Below are 19,299 nucleotides of genomic sequence, written 5' to 3' on the forward strand. Positions count from 1 at the left end.
ATCCCCTTATGGTTGTTTTAGCATATAACCAATACCCCGAACGGTTTGAATATCTTTATGATAATTGAAAGGTTCCAATTTTTTTCTAAGGTGATGGATGAACACTTCCACAATGGCAATTGTCGTATCTGAATCAAACCCCCAAATGCGGTCGAAAATCTGCTCACGGGTCAATATTTTCCCATTATTTTGAATTAGGTATTCCAGTAATTCAAACTGTTTCAAGGTCATTTTAATGACCTTTCCATCAACCAAAATATCCTTTTCTTTTTCCAACAGTTCAATATTACGGTATTTCACATGCTGCTCAAGCGATATTATGCCGCTCCTTCGAAGGAGGGCACGAATCCTTGCCTTAAGTTCCGGTGCCTGGAACGGCTTGACTAAATAATCATCGCCACCCATTTCCAATCCTCTGACACGATCCTCAAGTGCATCTTTTGCTGTCAAAAACAAGACACTTGTATCGATTTTTGCTTCCCTGATTTTCCGTACGATTTCAAACCCATCGATTCCCGGAAGCATTACATCCAAAATGATGATATCGTATATACTTTGCTGAGCCATGAATAGCCCATCTTCCCCATTATCCGCTGTATCGACTTCATATTCATCCGTCAGAATCTGTCGGATCGATTCTAATAATGAAACATTATCTTCTACCACCAAAACCTTCATTCAGGGTACCTCCCAACCGCTTCAATTGTGATATATATGTTGATTTTATCCTTTTTCATATGCAAAAGAAAGCGGGCTTTTAATCGCCTGCTTTCTCTCAAATTGTATGTTCATTCGTGACGCAATGCTTGAATTGGATTTAATTTGGATGCCTTATTGGCTGGAAATACGCCAAACATTATCCCGATTAAAATGGAGAATAAGAAGGCAAACAATGTCACCGACCATGAATAACTGATCGTTAAACTTGAAAAAGCTGAAATCAATTTTGCGATTCCCAAGCCAATTCCAACCCCCAACAATCCCCCGAAGCAGCTCAGGACCATCGCTTCAATTAAAAACTGAAGAAGAATCGATTTCCGATTTGCCCCAATTGCTTTTCTGATCCCGATTTCCTTCGTCCTCTCTGAGACGGAAACCAACATGATATTCATGATCCCGATTCCGCCTACCAGTAACGAAATACTGGCAATACCGCCAAGCATGAGTGTGAACGTATCCGATACAGAGCTCATTGTATCCATCAGATCTTCTTGATTGGACACCGAATAGTTATCACTCTGTTCTGGGAATGATGTGGTCATTGCACCTTGTACCTGGTACATCGTCCTATCCATGATATTCTCGTTCTCCGCTTTTAAATAAACGGTTCCGATTGTCGTGCTGCCTGTAGCCCTTTCGGCAGTGGTGATCGGTGCAATGATTACATCATCCCCGCTCGATCCCATTGAGGTGCCCACCGATTTCAGGACACCGATCACGCGATAGGAAACACCGCCGATAAGCACGTTCTGGTCCAGGGGTTTTTGATTTTCAAAAAGCGTGGTGGCTGTATCTGACCCCAGGACAACTACCTTGGAGCGTAATTCCGTTTCCATATCCGTCAAAAACCGGCCTTGACTGAGCTCCAAATCCCTGACTGATAAGTAGGATGAAGTTGCACCGGTCATTGAAACCTGTGCCGTAGCTTCTCCGTTCTTAGCATAAACGCGTCCAGTGACCACAGGCGCCACTTCCGAAATCCCGCTCAGCTCTTTAAACTGTTCAATTGTATCATCCGTCAGCTCCACGGAGTCGGTATCCGTGACACTTACCGTTATCAGGTTCGTTCCCAGGCTATTGATCTCATCCTGAACGGACTGAGAGGAGCCCTGCCCAATCGAAACCAGGACGATTACGGAAGCAACTCCAATAATGATCCCAAGCATGGTTAAAAATGCTCTGACTTTATTGGTTTTGATACTGCGTATAGCCATCTTCATTGATTCGCTCAGGTTCAATCCAATCACCTCCGTTTTCAAATAGCTGACCATCCTGTATCCGGACGACACGGGTCGCTTCTTTAGCAACTTCCAAGTCATGGGTTATAAGAATGATTGTTTGTCCCTTTTCATTCAATTCCTTCAGCATCTGCAGCACTTCTTTACTCGTTTTACTATCCAGCGCCCCCGTCGGCTCATCCGCCAATAAAACGGGGGGATTACCGGCAAGTGCCCTTGCAATCGCAACTCTTTGCTGCTGTCCACCCGACAGTTGGGTCGGCAGATGATTCTTCCGGTCAACAAGGCCCACCATATCAAGGCACGCATTGGCCACTTCCCTTCTTTCCTTCACGCTTGCCCCTCTATAAACCAGGGGAAGTTCGACATTCTCCAACGCTGTCAGTTTTGCCAACAGGTTGAAATTTTGAAAGATAAATCCTATTTTAATATTACGAATGGCAGCCAGCTCATTATCCTTCATCTTTTCCACTTCTTTACCATCAAGAAGATATTCACCTATGTCAGGCTTGTCAAGACAGCCAATCATATTCATGAACGTCGATTTCCCTGATCCAGAAGGTCCGATGATCGAAATGAAATCGCCTTTCTCGATTGTAAGACAGACATCTTGAAGGGCCTTAACCGTTTCACCGCCTAATTCATATGATTTAGACATGTTCTTAATTTTTATGATGGGTTTCGCCATTTTACTGACCTCCCTTGCCACTCGGCATTCCGCTGCCGCTCTGCATTCTTATCTCGCCTCCTTGGCCTCCCCTCATTCCTTCGCCGTCACTGCCAGTGGAGCTTTCATTGATGGTAATGGGCAAGGAAACAAACTGGCCCTCTTCAAGACCCGAAGTTATTTCAATATACCTATCATTGCTGATTCCAGTCTCAACCACTTTTTTTGTACTGGCTGTTCCTTCAGTTGTACCGGATTGTTGTATATTCACATATTTCTCTTCACCGTCCATTTGGACTGCTTCAATCGGAACATATAAAGCATCTTTTACACTATTCGTCAAAATGCTCACTTCAGTCGACATCCCAATTTTTATATCGCCGGGTTTGTCAATTTTGATAGTGACATCGAACGAAGAAACTCCATTCTCATATGTACCTTCCTTTGCTACACTGGTCACTTCCCCCGTATACGTTTCATCTTCAAAAGCACTGGCTATAATTTCAACCGTTTGTCCTTTTTTAACGCTCGGAACATCCAATTCATCAACGCTGATCGTGGTTTTCAATTTTTTATAATCCGTAACATGTGCCACCACTTCACTGCTTGATACACGATCTCCTTCTTCTACATCCAATGTTGTCACGGTGCCATCGAATGGTGCCGTTATCGGGTCACTTCCATCCGTGAAGGTAATGAGTTCATCACCTTTCTCCACCAATTCATTCTTCGCTACAAGGACTTCATCCACTTCATCCGTTACCGAGGAAGTGATGTCCTCACTATTGATTGCGGCGACCGATCCGGAACCGCTTATTTGAACTTCAAGATCTCCCTTTTCAACTGTAGCCGTCACCGACTTTGCAATTACAGGCTCAGCATTGTCCTTCATGAAAAACCAAACGCATCCCCCAATCGCCAGCACTAAAACCGTACCTATCATTATCAACTTTTTCATCACTTTTCTCCTTTCAGATTTCCTTCATTGAAACCAGTATCGTGAAAGAAGCTTAACTTTTCCTTAATGGCTCGTTAAGTTGTAAACCCTTTGCCTTTGCCGCGGATAATCCGGCCTGTCGCTTAATTATTCGGCCTTCGTCGTGGAATATTCGACCTTCGTCGCGGATAATCCGACCTTCCGTGTCATTATTCGGCCTTCGTTGCGGATAATCCGGCCTTCCGCTTAATTACTCGTCCTTTGGTGTCGAACGAAAAATGCTTTATTTTCAGCATTTAAATTTACAATATATTCTGAAAAATATATACTGATACTGTTATCGGAAATTGGTAATGAAAACCAAATCAATGATGATGAAGGGGGAACCAACTTGGCATCAAACGATTCAATCGCTAAGGAAACCGAGGCAAGCGCTTCCACGGACTACACCAAGATCGTCCAATCACAATCTTTTCAAGAGCTCTTAAGGAAAAAACGCAATTTCATCGTCCCGCTATCCATTTTTTTCATGGTCTTTTATTTCACCCTACCCATACTAACTTCCTATTCTAAAGTTCTTAACTCAATTGCTTTTGGGGCAATCAGCTGGGCCTGGATCTTTGCCTTCGCTCAATTTATCATGACGTGGACATTATGCATCCTCTATTCCAAAAAAGCTGCGACATTTGACCAATTAGTAGAAAAAATCGTTAAAGAAGCGAAAGGATAAAAGGTGAATTCACAATGAATATACTTGCTTTTATATTATTTCTAATCATTGTCGGACTAACATTGGTCATTACCTATTTTGCTTCACGGCGCACCAAAACGACCGCGGACTTTTATACGGCTGACAGCAGCCTTACTGGCTGGCAGAATGGCTGGGCCATTGCGGGAGATTATATGTCCGCCGCCTCATTTTTGGGGATAGCCGGCATGGTCGCACTCTCTGGATTTGATGGTTTTTTCTATAGCATAGGTTTTCTGGTTGCGTATCTGGTCGTTCTTTATATCGTGGCCGAACCGCTCCGTAACCTTGGCAAGTATACATTGGCGGACATGATCGCTGCCCGTTTCAATGAAAAGAAAGTACGCGGGGTTGCTGCTCTTAACACCATTTCCATTTCAACCTTTTATATGATCGCCCAATTAGTCGGTGCAGGTGCCCTTATAAAACTCTTACTTGGAATTGATTATCTTTACTCCGTCATCATTGTAGGTATTTTAATGACCGTATATGTCGTATTTGGCGGTATGACGGCCACCAGTTGGGTCCAAATCGTTAAAGCCGTTTTATTGATGGCAGGTACATTCATCATCTCCATCATCGTGTTGGCGAAATTCGACTTTAGCGTGATCGAGATGTTCAAGCAAATGAAAACAGCCACTCCTTTGGGCGCGGATTTCCTCAACCCCGGTAACAAATTCAAGGATCCTTTGGATACTTTATCCCTTAATTTAGCGCTTGTACTCGGTACAGCTGGACTACCTCACATTCTCATCCGTTTCTTTACGGTAAAAGACGCCATCACAGCCCGTAAGTCCGTAGTATATGCCACGTGGATCATTGGCATCTTTTATATAATGACCATTTTCCTCGGCTTTGGGGCGGCAGCTTTTGTTGGATACGACAAAATCATAGCCGCGAATGCAGCCGGTAATATGGCCGCTCCGCTCCTTGCCGAAGCCATTGGGGGTGACTTCCTGTTCGCCTTCGTCTCTGCTGTTGCTTTCGCAACCATTTTAGCGGTTGTAGCAGGTCTCGTCCTATCGGCAGCATCTGCCTTTGCCCATGACTTCTATGGCCACATCATCCGGAAAGGCCAAGCCTCTGACAAGGAACAAGTCGTTGCAGCTCGTTGGGCATCCATCGGAGTATCCGTCCTCTCCATCATCCTTGCCTTATTTGCCCAAAACATGAATGTCGCCTTCCTTGTTTCACTTGCCTTTGCCGTCGCTGCCAGTGCCAATCTGCCAATCATTGTCTTCACGGTATTCTGGAAACGTTTTAACACTGCTGGGGCTGTCACGGGCATGATAGTTGGACTGGTCAGCTCTTTATTGCTTGTGTTCCTAAGTCCCAATGTCTGGTCACCGGTAGAGGGAGCGGCAATATTCGTTGGGGAGCCATTATTCCCGCTTGCCAATCCAGGCATCATCTCCATCCCGATTGGTTTTATCGCAGCCATCGCCGGAACACTCCTGTCAAGCAAGAAAGCTGATGCCAAAAAATACGACGAAATCTTAGTCACGGCTAACACTGGGATGAAAGATCCTATATAAGCTAGATTTATTATTATTTTAAAATATTAAAAGAGAAAGGAGATCAGGGTGTTTGACCTGCTCTCCTTTCTCTTTATTCAGAACATATTCATCAGGAAGGTTCCCTTTAACTTCTCAATCTTAACTTCCTTCTATTGTACTTAGTTACTAACTGGTTCATGACTTCAGCAAAGATCAGCCCCATCGCAATGGCACCAGCGAGCATGAAGACCTTGGCCGCCAGCTGAACGGCGACATAGAAATCATTTCCGACAAAATGCTTCATCGCATCATATGACAAACCTCCGGGCACAAGGGGAATGATTCCCGATACATTGAAAATCGTGATCGGAGTTTTATACCTTTTAGCAAAATACTGGCTGATAACCGCAACGATAAATGCAGCCGCTAAAGTTGCAATGATGCTGTTTATCTCATTTTCAACCAAAGCAAAGTATAAGACCCACCCCAACATCCCTACGAAACCACATTGAAACAATGAATTTTTTGGTACATTGAAGATGACTCCAAAGGCGGCTGAGGCAATGAAACTTGTAATAAGCTGTGCAATCATCATTCTTCCTCCCCTAAAATCATAAGAAAACAAACGCAGCCGATATTCCTGCCCCAATGGCTAAAGCAGTCAAACCTGCATCCGCACCCTTGGATAGACCCGAAACCAAATGCCCTGCAATTAAATCCCTGGCCGCATTCGTAATTAACAGCCCTGGCACAAGCGGCATCACCGCTCCAATGATTATCGTGTCCAAATGACTTCCAACTCCAATCTGGACAAAGAATATAGCTACTAACCCTACGACTAAAGAGGCGATGAATTCAGCAAAAAAACGAACTTCCAGTAACCAGTGCAAATAAAGCAGGCATGAGAATCCCATTGCTCCAGCTATACAGGACCAGATGAAATCATTCCACTGTCCTTGAAACATGATTAAAAAGCAGCCGCTCGCTATAAATGCAGCAAAGACCTGTACCCACATGGGATAGCCCATCCCGGCCTTCTCGATTTGCTTTAACCGTAAATATGCTTCCTCCGGTGTCATTTCCTTGCTGGAAATGCTTCGGGATATACTATTAACCAGCGTCACTTTATGTAAATCTGTAGATCGTTGGGAAACTCTAATTAATTTTGAAGCCGGGTGCATACCATCCAGCGAAAAAATAATTCCTGTAGGGGTCGAAAAACTGTGTGATTCACCGCACCCAAACGCTGCAGCGATCCTAACCATCGTATCTTCCACCCTTGATGTTTCCGCTCCGTTCTGAAGCATGATTTTTCCCGCAAGTAAACATACATCTATAATTTCATTGTATGGTAAACGATCATCCATTTTATCCTCTCCATCACTTCCTGCATGAGTTTCTCTAAATAACAGATAACGATCACACCAATTTAAATCCACCTCATAATAGCCCAATTCCTGTGAAAAGGATATAAAAATATTAGCTATTTAATTTATCAATTCCATTAACCTTCACTACTATCTTCCTTAGTACCAGTATTCCCTTTATTTCCTGCCGAAACCGTTTAGTTGAAAGAAAATTCAATTATATCCATAATTAAAAGGAGTGCAGGAACGGTCACTGCATCCCCCTTTTCCTATCCTGTACGACTATACTCCCTTTTGAATGAAGCAATCCACTGTTTCATTAAACAAGTCGCTTTCTTCCATAAATGGACAATGGCAGCTATCTTCAAAGATTACTAGTTTGGAATTCGGAATGTTTTTATGCAAATGTTCCCCTGCAGCTACAGGAATGACTTTTTCATGCCTTCCAAAACAGAGAAGTGTCGGAATATTGATTTCTGGCAAGAATTCACGATAGTCCACTATCGATTGGTCAAATAGAATGCTACTGGCGATGGATTCCGGCATTTTGGTCACTTCTCCAAGCATCCAGCTTGCATCCTCTGCCGATAATTCATTGTTGAACATGGAAGCAAGGAAGCTTTGCAAAAATGGGGAACGATTCGTTTGAATTTCAGTCATGAAGGCAATCAACGTGTCCATATCAAATGCGCCGATATTAAAATCGGGCCACTTGAAATCAGATGCCAATTCATCCACAATCACGGTTGAATGAATATTTTCCTCACCGAATTGCTTAAGATACTCCCAGACGACAAATGCCCCCATCGACCAGCCTACAAGTATGACATCCTTTAATCCCAGTTCACCTATGAACGCATGAAGATCTTTTGCATAAACGGAGACCGTATTTCCGTAATGTACATGATTTGACTGGCCATGGCTTCTTAAATCAAGTAAGATCGTTCTATATTTTTCTGAAAAGTACGGAAGCTGCCTTTTAAAAAACCGGCTGCTCATCCACACACCATGGATAAAGATAATCGGTTTCCCCTGGCCCTTTTCTTCATAAAATAAGCGAACGCCTTCTTCCACCTCAATAAATGCCATTCTATCCCTCCTTCTTGATATTTTCATCATCCATTCCCCATTATTATTTATTGCATTTCTTCTTTTAACATTCCTTCCTATAAAAATATATTGTCAAACCTGATTTTAGAGTTGATAATGAAGTATATTTTTATTGATATCTTCATCCTGAAAGGACGGAATTTTAATGAAGAGTTTTATCAAAAACTATCGATCCTCTTTAATACTGCTCACTGCCATTATTATCGGCGGGATAGCGGGTGTGGTTTTCGGGGATAAAACCTCGGTCATACAGCCTCTAGGGGACTTATTCTTAAATCTGATGTTCACGATCATCGTGCCATTGGTATTTTTCAGCATTGCTTCAGCGATTGCCAATATGAGCGGAATGAAGCGTCTCGGAAAAATCATGGGAAGTATCGTTCTCGTATTCCTGACAACAGCCGCTTTGGCAGCCGTCATTGGATTTATTGGGACAACCATTGTCAATCCGTTGGAAGGCACAGATACGACAGCCATTAAAGAACTGATGGAAAACAGTTCCCCTGAAGAGACCATCGAAGAAGTATCTTTCTTCAGTCAACTGGTCAACACTGTAACCGTTTCCGATTTCCCAGAACTGTTCTCCAGAAGCAATATGCTTCAGCTTATCGTTTTCTCAGTACTAATCGGACTTTCCACTGCACTGGTCGGTGAGAAAGCAAGACCGATTACTGAGTTTTTGACAGCGGGTACAGCTGTCATGATGAAGGTCGTCAAAATCGTGATGTACTATGCTCCAATTGGACTTGGTGCTTATTTTGCGGCGATTATCGGGCAGCTTGGGCCGCAGATTTTAGAAGGCTATGCCCGCACTTTCATTCTTTATCTAGTCTTGGCCTTGATTTATTATTTCGGCTTTTTCACTTTGTATGCCTTTATCGCAGGCGGGAAAGATGGAGTTAAACTATTTTGGAAAAATGCCCTGACACCATCCATTACAGCGATCGCCACTTGTTCAAGTGCCGCGTCCATTCCAGTCAATCTGGAATCAGTCAAGAAAATGGGCGTGCCTAAGGATATAGCAGAGACTGTCATCCCACTCGGAGCCAACACCCATAAAGATGGTTCGGTATTCGGCGGGGTATTGAAAATCGTTTTCCTATTCAGCTTATTTGGAAAGGATATGACAAGCATTTCAAGCATTTTAAGTATACTAGCTGTTGCCTTTTTGGTTGGAGCTGTTATGGGTGCCATTCCTGGGGGCGGCATGATTGGGGAAATGCTGATTCTTAGTGTATTCGGCTTCCCTGTTGAAGTCCTGCCGATCATTGCCGTTATATCCACGATCATCGATGCTCCCGCTACATTGCTTAACTCAACAGGAAACACGGTTTGTGCCATGCTTGTCACAAGGCTTGTTGAGGGGAAAAACTGGTTAAAACAAGCTTTTGTTAAAGAAAACTCAGCCGTATGATTCTTATGACTGACTGGCTCCTGGTTAAAACAGGGGTCAGTTTTTTCATTTTCACGACTTTCTTTCAAACAGTTCTTTCATTGACAAGGGGTTCCATCCCCTTGCATAGAATTAAAGATTGAAGGAGGGAATGGAATGTTAATGAAATGCTTACCTGGGGCAATCCTTATCACGGGACTATCCTATATTTTTCTTATACCGGAAGAGCCTTTGATCATCAAAATACTGTTCAAGGTACTCCCCATGTTATTGATTTTGCTCTACGTCCGCACTAATGTGGGAAGACGGGGTCGTTACCAATTCTTAATACTTCTTGGTTTATTCTTTTGCATGCTTGGAGATGGTTTGTTGATTTGGTTCGTCATCGGGCTTTCCGCCTTCTTGATCGGCCACCTTTTCTATATTTCGGCATTCTTTGGACGATGGAACTTTTCATGGCTCCGATTTGCGACGATTCTTCCGATTAGCATTTACTCCACTTGGATTAGCCGTGAAATTGTACATTCGTTAATCGAAAAAGGTGAACATAACCTCATCATACCTGTGATTTGTTATGTAACGGTCATCTCCCTTATGGGCTGGGCGGCATTTATGACCGGAAATGCGGCCGCAATCATCGGCGGGCTCCTCTTCATGATTTCCGACTCCATTTTATCTTGGAACAAGTTTATCGATGATGTTGCCTTTTCAGGTCCACTGATCATGCTTACCTACTATGCAGCCCAGTTTTGCATTGCTAACAGCATTCGAAGGAAACCTTCCTTTCATGTATCGAAAGGTTTGAAAAGTGAACGGCCTATCCAGTGAATCTAATGTCCAATCGTTCCACATGAAACATTTTCATTATAAAAAAGGCATTCACAGTTCTGCTTGAACTGTGGACGCCTTTTCTTATCCTTTAATTTTCTTAATGAAGACTACTTTTAAATAATTCCCTTCCTTATACTCAGGAATTGTTTTAAAATCAGCCGGCAATGAGAATTGTTCCATGATTTCATACTTTCCATTCATTTCCTTGAAAGCAACATCAATGAAGTTCTTGAATTTTTTCATGTCGAACGTACTGCAATTAGTTGAGGCGATAATGACCCCATTGTCTTCCGTAATGGAAATGGTATCCTTCAGTAGATTCGTATAGTCTTTTCCGGCACTGAAAGTAAACTTCTTCGATTTGGCAAAGCTGGGCGGATCGAGGATGACCATTTCAAATTTCAAAGCCTTCTTCACTGCATATTTAAAATACTTGAAAACATCCATCACCACGATATTGTGGGCTTCGGGATCTATTTCATTCACACTGAACTGCTCGATCGTCTTTGGTAAACTGCGATTCGCCAGGTCGACACTCGTTGTTTTAACAGCACCGCCTAAAGCGGCAAACACGGAGAATGCCCCAGTATAGGAGAACATATTCAACACGGTTTTCCCTTTGGCGTATTCATCCCGGATTTTCCTTCTGACATCGCGTTGATCAAGGAAGACACCGACCATTGCCCCATCATTCAGATAAACAGCGAAATGGACTCCATTCTCTTTTACAAGAAGCGGAAATGCCGGCTGTTCGCCCATGACAAAATCGTCTTCATCCACGTACTGCCCCTTTGTATCAAAGCGTTTCTTTTGATAAATCGATTTGACCTCGACCGTTTCCTGCAATGCCTTAATGATGTAGTCCTTAAAGGAATATATTCCTTTGCTATACCAGCTAATGACATAGTGACCATCATAATGATCAATGATTAAACCGCCAATTCCATCCCCTTCCCCATTAAACAAGCGGAAAGCTGTAGTCTCCCCATCTTCAAAAAAAGACTTTCGGAATTCATAGGCTGCCTGGATTTTGCCGTTAAAGAAGGATTGATCGATCTTTTCATTTTCTCTTCGGGTCAATATCCAGCCATAGCCCTTATTCTGTATACCATAATATCCTTTTGCCAGAAAGCGGTTGTTCTCATCCACCAAGCGCACCAAGGCCCCCTCTTCCTGAAGGTCATTAAGATTGGCTATCGACTCTTTTACAATCAAGGGAAAACCCTTGCTGATTTTACTTACGAACTTAGCTTTCACTTTTATATCTATTTCTTTTCCCATCTATATCATCCTATCTTTGCAAATGCTTTCCTCCCCATTTTACCCTAATCCCCTTATAAATAAAAACCAGCCCGGTTCCTTAACCTGGCTGGTTTCCAAGAAAACTTTGATTATGAAACTTCCAAATGAAGATCGCCTGGCTTAACTTTACCCATCATCTTCAATACGCGATGTAAGGCAAGTGTGATCACAGCTGGCAATACCATACCCACTGCCACATAAACCAAGAACGTGTATAACCCCTGACCGGTTATGATGGCAATCGGGGCAATCATTGAACTTAACCCCATGCCTCCAAGCTCATACGGCACTTGAAAATCGAATGCCAAGGTAGCGATAGGCGCACAGATGATTGCCGCCACAAAAGGCGGAATTACATATAATGGCTTTTTGATCAAGTTAGGAAATTGAACTTTGGGCGTAACAACCATCTGTGCCAGGAACCCGCCCATATCATTATCTTTATAAGACATGACAGTGAACCCGACAAACTGAACGGTACATCCGATTAGAGCTGCAGCACTGGAAACGGGATCTAATTGCAGGGCGATCGCCAGTGCAGCGGAAGACGCCGGTGTCATCAATAAAATGCTCCATACCAAGGCTATGACCATGGAACCGATTAAGGGAGAACCCTCGACCGCGGCCGTGGTTTGACTGCTTATCCATGTTAGGAGCGGAGTGGTGACAAGAGCCAGGCCATATCCCGAAACTCCACCGACAAGAACTGCACCCATAGGGATGGCCATGATGTCCAACTTCGTTTTGCCGATTATGCGCTTACCTATATATGTTGCAATCACTGCTGCCAAGACAGCACTTAGCGGCTGACCCGTAACAATCGTGAAGGCACCCTCAGCAGTTTTGTGAATGGCAGCACCTCCAACAGCACTTGAAGCCATGGCGCTAAAGATAATTAATGAATTTCCTCCTAGCTGATATGCGATTCCTGCTCCTAAAGCTGGTGCCAGCAAGACCTTTGCGGCCCCGCCTATTGCCAGGAAGACCTCCCAGCCTAAATATCCTCCTATGGATTCAAACAATAACCCGATCCCTAATGTAACCAAAACAGCATTGGCTATCCCTGTTGATGCCTTGTACATTCGATCGCTGATGTATTCTTTCCTGCTCACTTTATCTCCACTCCTTATTAATTATCAGAATATTCAATTTAGTAAAATCGAAAAAAAAATAAAGGTCTTCATTTAAAAAACCTATTAAGTATATCGTACCGCTACCTAAATGTCTGTTAATGTCTGTTCGTATAATAACATGAATTTTCTGATAATGTAAGTGATATTTTTATTCTAATAAAATAAAAGCGCTTTCAAAATATAAAGGTTTAACACATTACGATCAAATAAAAGCTAATAATTTATTATTTTAAAATAAGTTATCCCCTTTTAAGAATGTCTACATGGAGCTATTTCGGTACATTTTCGACAAAAAAAAGAACCCTTAAGGATTCTCTCACTAGCTGGATTTATGACTTTTCTAAAAAAATACCCATCCTATTTTTGAAAACCTTCCAATTTTGCAAAAGTGTCCTTCAAATATTGGTAAAACAATTTCTCCGTTGGCATCAGTTCCCTATCAGTCGGAACGATGACCCCTACAGCCCTGGTTACAGATGGATCCTCCAGCGGCAATTTAACCGTAAAACGCGGCAAGCTATCAATCAAGGAAATCTCAGGTATCAAGGTTATACCCAGACCTGCTGCCACCAGTCCTTTTATGGCATCAGTATCTTTCCCTTCAAATGCCACTTCCGGTTCAAAGCCATGCAATTTGCAAGCTTTCATAACGAGATCCCTTAAAACATAACCCTTTGGAGATAAGATGAACGGATTTCCTTGAAGCTCATTCAAGGATAATGATTTCTTTAGGGCCAAAGGATGGCTTTCTGGTAAAAGGGCAACTAAGTTCTCAATAAACAGCGTTTCACCTTTGATTTTCTTTTCATTCACCGGCAGCGGACCGATTAAGGCCATGTTAATGTTACCTTTAATCACAGAATCTATCAGGTAGCGATATGAACCTTGTTTCAATGTGAATTTCGCCTGCGGGTAACTTTCCCTGAAGTCGGAAATGGCCCTTGGCAATATATAAGAAGCTAAACTGCTGGGAAAGCCGATGCGGATTGTCCCTTTTTCCGGATCCAGACTTTCAGCCATCTCACGCTTGGCACGATCGATAATATCCATAGCTTGTTCCATATGAGCTAAAAATGTATGTCCTATAGGCGTTAATCTAATCTTTCGGCCTTCCCTGATAAATAAGGGCACACCCAGCTCTTCTTCTAAATTGTATATTTGGCGACTGACAGCAGACTGGGCAACATGCAAATCCACTGCTGCTTCCGTCATATGTTCACGCTTTGCCACTTCAATGAAATACTCGATTTGTCTTAATTCCAATCTAAGCTCCCTCTTTCATATCAAAACAGCATGTTATTTATCTAATATTCAGATTGTTTATTTCTTTTTAAAATTATACCATGAAAGTATCATATAAAAACCGATAGACTTACCCTATTTAATATTTTATGTATTTATCTAAAGGAGAGAGAGAACAATGACCACTTCACATGAAGTCGAGCATGAGGAATTGCAAGTTGCCAAAGAGTTCGTAAGTCAAGTATACGCACAGGTAAAGGAGCGTAACCCTCACGAAAATGAGTTCCATCAAGCTGTAAAGGAGATATTCCTTTCACTGATCCCCGTTTTTGCAAAACATCCTGAATATATGAAAAGCGGGATATTGGAGAGGCTGGTTGAACCCGAAAGAATGATCACCTTCCGTGTTTCTTGGGTTGATGACCTGGGCAATGTTCAAGTAAACCGTGGTTTTCGTGTGCAATTCAACAGTGCAATCGGACCATTCAAAGGCGGTCTCCGATTCCACCCCACTGTCAATTCCAGCATCATAAAGTTTCTTGGTTTCGAGCAAATCTTTAAAAACTCTCTTACTGGCCAGCCGATCGGTGGGGGAAAAGGCGGGTCGGACTTCGATCCAAAAGGAAAATCGGACGCAGAAATCATGCGTTTTTGCCAAAGCTTCATGTCGGAACTATCTCGCTATATCGGACCTGATACAGACGTACCAGCTGGCGACATCGGAGTCGGTGCAAGAGAGATCGGTTACCTGTTCGGTCAGTATAAAAAGATGCAGGGCAGCTACCATGCCGGTGTTCTAACTGGTAAAGGCATAAGTTATGGCGGAAGCTTGGCCCGTAAAGAAGCGACTGGATATGGAACGGTTTACTTTGTTGAAGAAATGCTAAAAGACAAAGGGTTACAATTCCATGGCAGCACCGTCGTTATCTCCGGATCTGGCAATGTATCCATTTATGCCATTGAAAAAGCTACACAGCTAGGCGCAAAAGTTGTTGCATGCAGCGACTCCAATGGCTACATATATGATGAAAATGGTCTGAACCTGGATACAGTACGACGCCTAAAAGAAGTGGAACGAAAACGCTTGAGCGAGTATGTCGATGCGCACCCGGAAGCTGTATATCATGAAGGGAGCTACGGCATTTGGTCTGTACCATGTGACATCGCATTGCCTTGTGCCACACAAAATGAAATCGATGAAGAAGCAGCAAAATTACTGGTCAAAAATAATGTGAAGGCAGTCGGTGAGGGTGCTAATATGCCTTCAACCCTTGAGGCCATTGATGTTTTCCTTAATAACGGCATCCTTTTTGGACCAGCAAAAGCGGCCAATGCAGGCGGCGTAGCCGTGTCGGCACTCGAAATGGCCCAAAACAGTGCCAGGATGCCTTGGACTTTCGAAGAAGTCGATGCCAAGCTGCATGAAATCATGAAGAACATCTATAAAAACAGTGTAGAGGCTGCAGAAGCATATGGTGAGCCTGGCAACTTAGTTGTTGGGGCCAATATTGCTGGATTCCTTAAAGTGGCGGATGCGATGCTGACTCAAGGTATACTCTAGCAATCAGTTGATTTAGGAGGCGGTCCGACATGGGCCGCCTTACTTTTGTAAAAGAATGATCTCACTTTCTCACCTCTCTCATTCATATCAATTCAAGCTGAATATCCACAATCAGATAACATCAACGGAATTAAAAAAGGAGTGCCGGAAAAGTTCCGGCACCCTCATTGTTTGTATGACAATCATTCTTTGGTGACCAATTTCAATGGAACGGATATTGTGTCATCCACTTTGTCGCCTTTTAAGATTTTTTCAGCCGCATTAACCGCTTCTTCACCGATAAGTGCCGGTTGTTGGGCGATTGTAGCATTTAGTTCACCGTTTTCAACTGCTTTCAATGCATCATCATTTCCGTCAAAACCAACTACGATGATGTCTTTTCCAGCTGCCTTGATTGCTTCAATGGCTCCTAGTGCCATTTCATCATTATGGGCGAATACCGCTTGGATGTCTTTATCGCCTTGCAGGATATTTTCCATGACGTTAAGCCCTTTTGTCCGGTCGAATTCCGCCGTTTGGCTTGTCAGGACATCTAACTGCTTGTCCGCAATATTGTGGAAACCTTTCCCGCGTTCACGAGTTGCAGATGCACCAGATACCCCTTCAAGTTCCACTACTTTCGCTTTTTCGCCAAGCTCTTTAACTAGATATTCTGCAGCCATTTCCCCGCCAGCCACATTATCGGAAGCGATGAACGTTTCAATGTCTCCTTCGTCTGAAGATCGGTCAATCGTGATAACGGGAATGCCCGCTTCATTAGCTGATTGAACGGCTGAAGATATTGCCGCAGAGTCAGTAGGATTCACAAGAAGGACATCAACCTTTTGAAGGATTAGATCTTCAATTCCGCTGATTTGTTTTGCCGTATCATCTTGGGCGTCAACAACTGTGACTTTCATGCCTTTTTCTTTTGCTTCTTTTTCAATACCATCTTTTAAGGAAACGAAGAATGGATTGTTTAAAGTAGAGATGCTGACTCCGACTTTCACGTCTTTCATGGAGTCTTTCTTTTCTTTTTTATCATCTGTTAGACCAGAATCCATTGAACAGGCAGCCAAGACCATTAAAGAAAGAACCATGATGATCGATACTATTTTTTTCATTGATTACACCTCTTCTTATGATTTTTTACGGTCAAGTAAGACCGCGATTAATATAACTGCACCTTTTACCACTTGCTGGTAAAAAGAGGATACACCAAGTAAATTCATGCCGTTATTCAAGGTACCGATGATCAGGACACCGACCAGCGTACCGAACAAGCGCCCTTTACCGCCTGAAAGGCTCGTTCCGCCCAGCACTACGGCTGCGATGGCATCCATTTCATAGGATTGGCCTGCCGTCGGCTGTGCCGAATTCAGACGGGATGTCAAAATGGCACCGGCAATGGCCGCCATCGTACCGGCCAGACCATAGATGGCCACCTTGACCCGGTCAACTTTAATCCCCGAAATACGGGAAGCCCTTTCATTTCCTCCAATGGCATAAGTTTTACGGCCAAAGGATGTTTTATGAAGCAGGAACCATAGGATTAAGAAAGCGATGACCATCACAACGGCCGGTACTGGCACTCCAAGGAAGTAACCTCTCCCAAGCATCTGGAACATAACGGAATCGCCAATTCCTGTAATCGGCTTTCCATCCGTATACACAAGCGTTAATCCCCGGAAAATCGTCATGGTGGCCAGTGTCACGATGAAAGGGGCCATTTTTCCCTTTGAAACGAGTATCCCATTGATTACACCCATTATTGCACCTAGTAGAATGCCTACTAATATTGCTAAAATCGGATCTAATCCCGAGACCATCATACCAGCCATAAGTGCGCTGGATAGAGCTAAAATGGAACCGACGGACAAGTCGATGCCACCTGTCAATATGATAAAGGTCATTCCAAATGCAATAAGTGCATTAATGGAGGTTTGACGCAATAAATTCAAAATATTATTCGGTTCCATGAATGATGGATTTAAAACGGTTATTACGATAAATAAAAGTACCAGGGCGAGTAACGGACCGAATTTCTGCCAAATCCCGCTTTTCCCTGTAGCCTCAAGTTTCATCCTAGTTCCCTCCTGTCGCCAATGCCATAATTTTTTCTTGCGTCGCTTCCTGCTTTAACAATTCCCCAGCAATCTCACCTTCGTGAACGACAAGGATTCTATCACTCATTCCAATGATTTCCGGAAGCTCTGACGAAACCATGATGATGGCGATGCCTCGCTCCGTCAATTCATTCATCAACTCGTAAATTTCACGTTTTGCGCCAACATCTATGCCTCTGGTCGGTTCATCCATAATTAAAACTTTAGGGGAAGTACCGATCCATTTGGCTATTACCACCTTCTGTTGATTTCCTCCGGATAGATTGCCGATGACCGTTTCAGCAGAAGATGTCTTTACATGAAGTCGCTTAATCATCATTTCGGCAAAGTTCATCTCATCTTCCGTTTTTACGATTCCGTTAGGAGCAAAACTTTTGAGATTCGGCAAGCCGATATTTTCCCTTACAGAAAAGTCCAGGATCAACCCCTCTTCTTTCCGATTTTCCGTAATGAAAGCCAGGCCGTGTCGAACTGCATCCGTTGGTTTTCGTATGGAAACCTTCTTGCCTTCAATGGTGATTTCACCCCTGTCTATTTGGTCGACACCAAAAAGGGCGCGCATTATTTCTGTTCTTCCTGCTCCCATCAATCCGGCGACACCGACAATCTCACCTTGGCGAACCGCGAAATGGATATCTTCAAAAAGCCCCTTTTTAGTTAAACCTTTTACATCAAGGACTATGTCGCCAGGATTCGCTTCACGATGAGGAAAACGGTCCTCCAGCTCCCGCCCTACCATTTTTTGAACGACTTCATCGAAATTTGTATCTGCAATTCTTTTCGTATCGACGGTTTTTCCGTCACGCATTACGGTGATCCGGTCACAAATGGCGAATATTTCTTCCATCCGATGAGAAATATAAACAAGCGATACACCCTTTTTGGTAAGTCCCTTCATCACTTCAAAGAGCTTCTCTATTTCCCTATCAGTTAAAGCTGCTGTGGGCTCGTCCATGATGATGACTTCGGCATCCGTCATGAGCGCCTTGGCAATTTCAATCATTTGCTGTTCCCCGACAGAACACAATCCAGCTTCCTTATCAAAAGGAAGGGAAATATTAAGTGTTTTAAAAATCTCGTTTGCACGCGCTTTCATTTGTTTCGTCTTCAGGACACCGAAGCCATTCACCATTTCCCTGCCGATAAATAGATTCTCCAGCACGGTCATTTCTGGCCAAATATTCAATTCCTGACGAATAAAGGCCATTCCCGCCTCTTCCGCTTCCTTTGAATCCTTGAATGAGGTTTCTTTACCGTTAATCTCAATCGTTCCTTGATCTTGTTTATGCAGCCCGGTCAAAATGTTCATCAAGGTTGATTTCCCCGCACCATTTTCCCCCATTAGTGCATGTACTTCCCCAGCCTCTAAAGAAAAATGAACACCTTCCAATACTTTGTTTTGACCAAATGCTTTATAAATATTGTGCATTTCGATTTGCATGCTCATCA

18 protein-coding genes are annotated in these 19,299 nt (G+C 43.2%); 5 read left to right on the forward strand and 13 right to left on the reverse strand.

Translation table 11 applies throughout. The annotated features are described in order from the left end of the window. Nucleotides 1–6 precede the first annotated feature (6 nt). The 4 genes from OSJ91_RS27495 to OSJ91_RS27510 all read right to left on the reverse strand — a co-directional run bounded on the left by OSJ91_RS27495 (nt 7) and on the right by OSJ91_RS27510 (nt 3,583). Nucleotides 7–678, reverse strand: a complete 672-nt coding sequence (locus OSJ91_RS27495) for a response regulator transcription factor (RefSeq protein WP_034316054.1) — start codon at nt 676–678, stop codon at nt 7–9. 110 nt (nt 679–788) lie between these two features. Next, complete coding sequence (locus OSJ91_RS27500; protein ID WP_413020083.1) at nt 789–1,979, reverse strand: ABC transporter permease; 1,191 nt, start codon at nt 1,977–1,979, stop codon at nt 789–791. Further along, nucleotides 1,906–2,646 carry an ABC transporter ATP-binding protein gene (locus tag OSJ91_RS27505; RefSeq protein ID WP_350300776.1) on the reverse strand — a complete coding sequence of 247 codons (741 nt, stop codon included), beginning with the start codon at nt 2,644–2,646 and terminating at the stop codon, nt 1,906–1,908. Before OSJ91_RS27505 ends, OSJ91_RS27500 begins: the two co-directional genes overlap by 74 nt. A 1-nt stretch (nt 2,647) precedes the next feature. Next, the gene (locus OSJ91_RS27510; protein WP_485890791.1) at nt 2,648–3,583 is read right to left on the reverse strand and encodes an efflux RND transporter periplasmic adaptor subunit; all 936 of its coding nucleotides are present in this window, start codon (nt 3,581–3,583) and stop codon (nt 2,648–2,650) included. Between the two features lie 370 nt (nt 3,584–3,953). Between OSJ91_RS27510 and OSJ91_RS27515 the strand changes: the two genes are divergently transcribed. Both OSJ91_RS27515 and OSJ91_RS27520 read left to right on the forward strand, forming a co-directional pair. Beyond that, nucleotides 3,954–4,292: a DUF485 domain-containing protein gene (locus tag OSJ91_RS27515; protein ID WP_350300778.1), complete on the forward strand. Its 339-nt coding sequence runs from the start codon at nt 3,954–3,956 to the stop codon at nt 4,290–4,292. Nucleotides 4,293–4,306: 14 nt separating this feature from the next. Beyond that, the gene (locus OSJ91_RS27520; RefSeq protein WP_485890792.1) at nt 4,307–5,845 is read left to right on the forward strand and encodes a solute symporter family protein; all 1,539 of its coding nucleotides are present in this window, start codon (nt 4,307–4,309) and stop codon (nt 5,843–5,845) included. Between the two features lie 106 nt (nt 5,846–5,951). On the opposite strand, the gene OSJ91_RS27525 is transcribed toward OSJ91_RS27520, so the two are convergent. The 3 genes from OSJ91_RS27525 to OSJ91_RS27535 form a co-directional block, all read right to left on the reverse strand. Beyond that, nucleotides 5,952–6,401: a threonine/serine exporter family protein gene (locus tag OSJ91_RS27525; protein WP_350300780.1), complete on the reverse strand. Its 450-nt coding sequence runs from the start codon at nt 6,399–6,401 to the stop codon at nt 5,952–5,954. 16 nt (nt 6,402–6,417) lie between these two features. After that, nucleotides 6,418–7,173, reverse strand: coding sequence for a threonine/serine exporter family protein (locus tag OSJ91_RS27530; RefSeq protein WP_350300781.1), 756 nt, complete (start codon nt 7,171–7,173; stop codon nt 6,418–6,420). A 282-nt stretch (nt 7,174–7,455) separates the two neighbouring features. Then, nucleotides 7,456–8,262 (reverse strand): alpha/beta fold hydrolase, encoded by an 807-nt coding sequence (locus OSJ91_RS27535; protein ID WP_350300782.1) that lies wholly within the window; start codon nt 8,260–8,262, stop codon nt 7,456–7,458. Between the two features lie 166 nt (nt 8,263–8,428). Here OSJ91_RS27535 and OSJ91_RS27540 point away from each other — a divergent pair, with 166 nt between their 5' ends. Next, the gene (locus tag OSJ91_RS27540) at nt 8,429–9,697 is read left to right on the forward strand and encodes a dicarboxylate/amino acid:cation symporter (RefSeq protein ID WP_137017762.1); all 1,269 of its coding nucleotides are present in this window, start codon (nt 8,429–8,431) and stop codon (nt 9,695–9,697) included. A 135-nt stretch (nt 9,698–9,832) separates the two neighbouring features. Continuing rightward, nucleotides 9,833–10,504, forward strand: a complete 672-nt coding sequence (locus OSJ91_RS27545) for a lysoplasmalogenase (protein ID WP_413020086.1) — start codon at nt 9,833–9,835, stop codon at nt 10,502–10,504. Nucleotides 10,505–10,588: 84 nt separating this feature from the next. Here OSJ91_RS27545 and OSJ91_RS27550 read toward each other — a convergent pair whose 3' ends face one another. The 3 genes from OSJ91_RS27550 to gltC form a co-directional block, all read right to left on the reverse strand. Beyond that, nucleotides 10,589–11,788: a class I SAM-dependent rRNA methyltransferase gene (locus OSJ91_RS27550; RefSeq protein WP_350300785.1), complete on the reverse strand. Its 1,200-nt coding sequence runs from the start codon at nt 11,786–11,788 to the stop codon at nt 10,589–10,591. Nucleotides 11,789–11,898: 110 nt separating this feature from the next. Continuing rightward, nucleotides 11,899–12,891 carry a PTS sugar transporter subunit IIC gene (locus tag OSJ91_RS27555; protein ID WP_133351461.1) on the reverse strand — a complete coding sequence of 331 codons (993 nt, stop codon included), beginning with the start codon at nt 12,889–12,891 and terminating at the stop codon, nt 11,899–11,901. A gap of 408 nt (nt 12,892–13,299) precedes the next feature. Then, nucleotides 13,300–14,205, reverse strand: coding sequence for a glutamate biosynthesis transcriptional regulator GltC (gene gltC / locus OSJ91_RS27560; RefSeq protein ID WP_350300786.1), 906 nt, complete (start codon nt 14,203–14,205; stop codon nt 13,300–13,302). A 157-nt stretch (nt 14,206–14,362) separates the two neighbouring features. On the opposite strand from gltC, the gene gdhA reads away from it, so the two are divergent. Further along, entirely contained in the window at nt 14,363–15,745 is a 1,383-nt protein-coding gene (gene gdhA, locus OSJ91_RS27565; RefSeq protein ID WP_350300787.1) for an NADP-specific glutamate dehydrogenase, read from the forward strand. A 182-nt stretch (nt 15,746–15,927) separates the two neighbouring features. Here gdhA and rbsB read toward each other — a convergent pair whose 3' ends face one another. Genes rbsB through OSJ91_RS27580 form a run of 3 tightly spaced genes read right to left on the reverse strand, consistent with a single transcriptional unit; the run spans nt 15,928 to nt 19,291 of the window. After that, the gene (gene rbsB, locus OSJ91_RS27570; protein WP_350300788.1) at nt 15,928–16,848 is read right to left on the reverse strand and encodes a ribose ABC transporter substrate-binding protein RbsB; all 921 of its coding nucleotides are present in this window, start codon (nt 16,846–16,848) and stop codon (nt 15,928–15,930) included. 15 nt (nt 16,849–16,863) lie between these two features. Continuing rightward, entirely contained in the window at nt 16,864–17,808 is a 945-nt protein-coding gene (locus tag OSJ91_RS27575) for an ABC transporter permease (RefSeq protein WP_101223945.1), read from the reverse strand. A gap of 1 nt (nt 17,809) precedes the next feature. Then, nucleotides 17,810–19,291 (reverse strand): sugar ABC transporter ATP-binding protein, encoded by a 1,482-nt coding sequence (locus tag OSJ91_RS27580; RefSeq protein WP_485890793.1) that lies wholly within the window; start codon nt 19,289–19,291, stop codon nt 17,810–17,812. Between the last annotated feature and the right edge of the window lie 8 nt (nt 19,292–19,299).

It is taken from the genome of Bacillus sp. T-10(2022) (assembly GCF_056502895.1).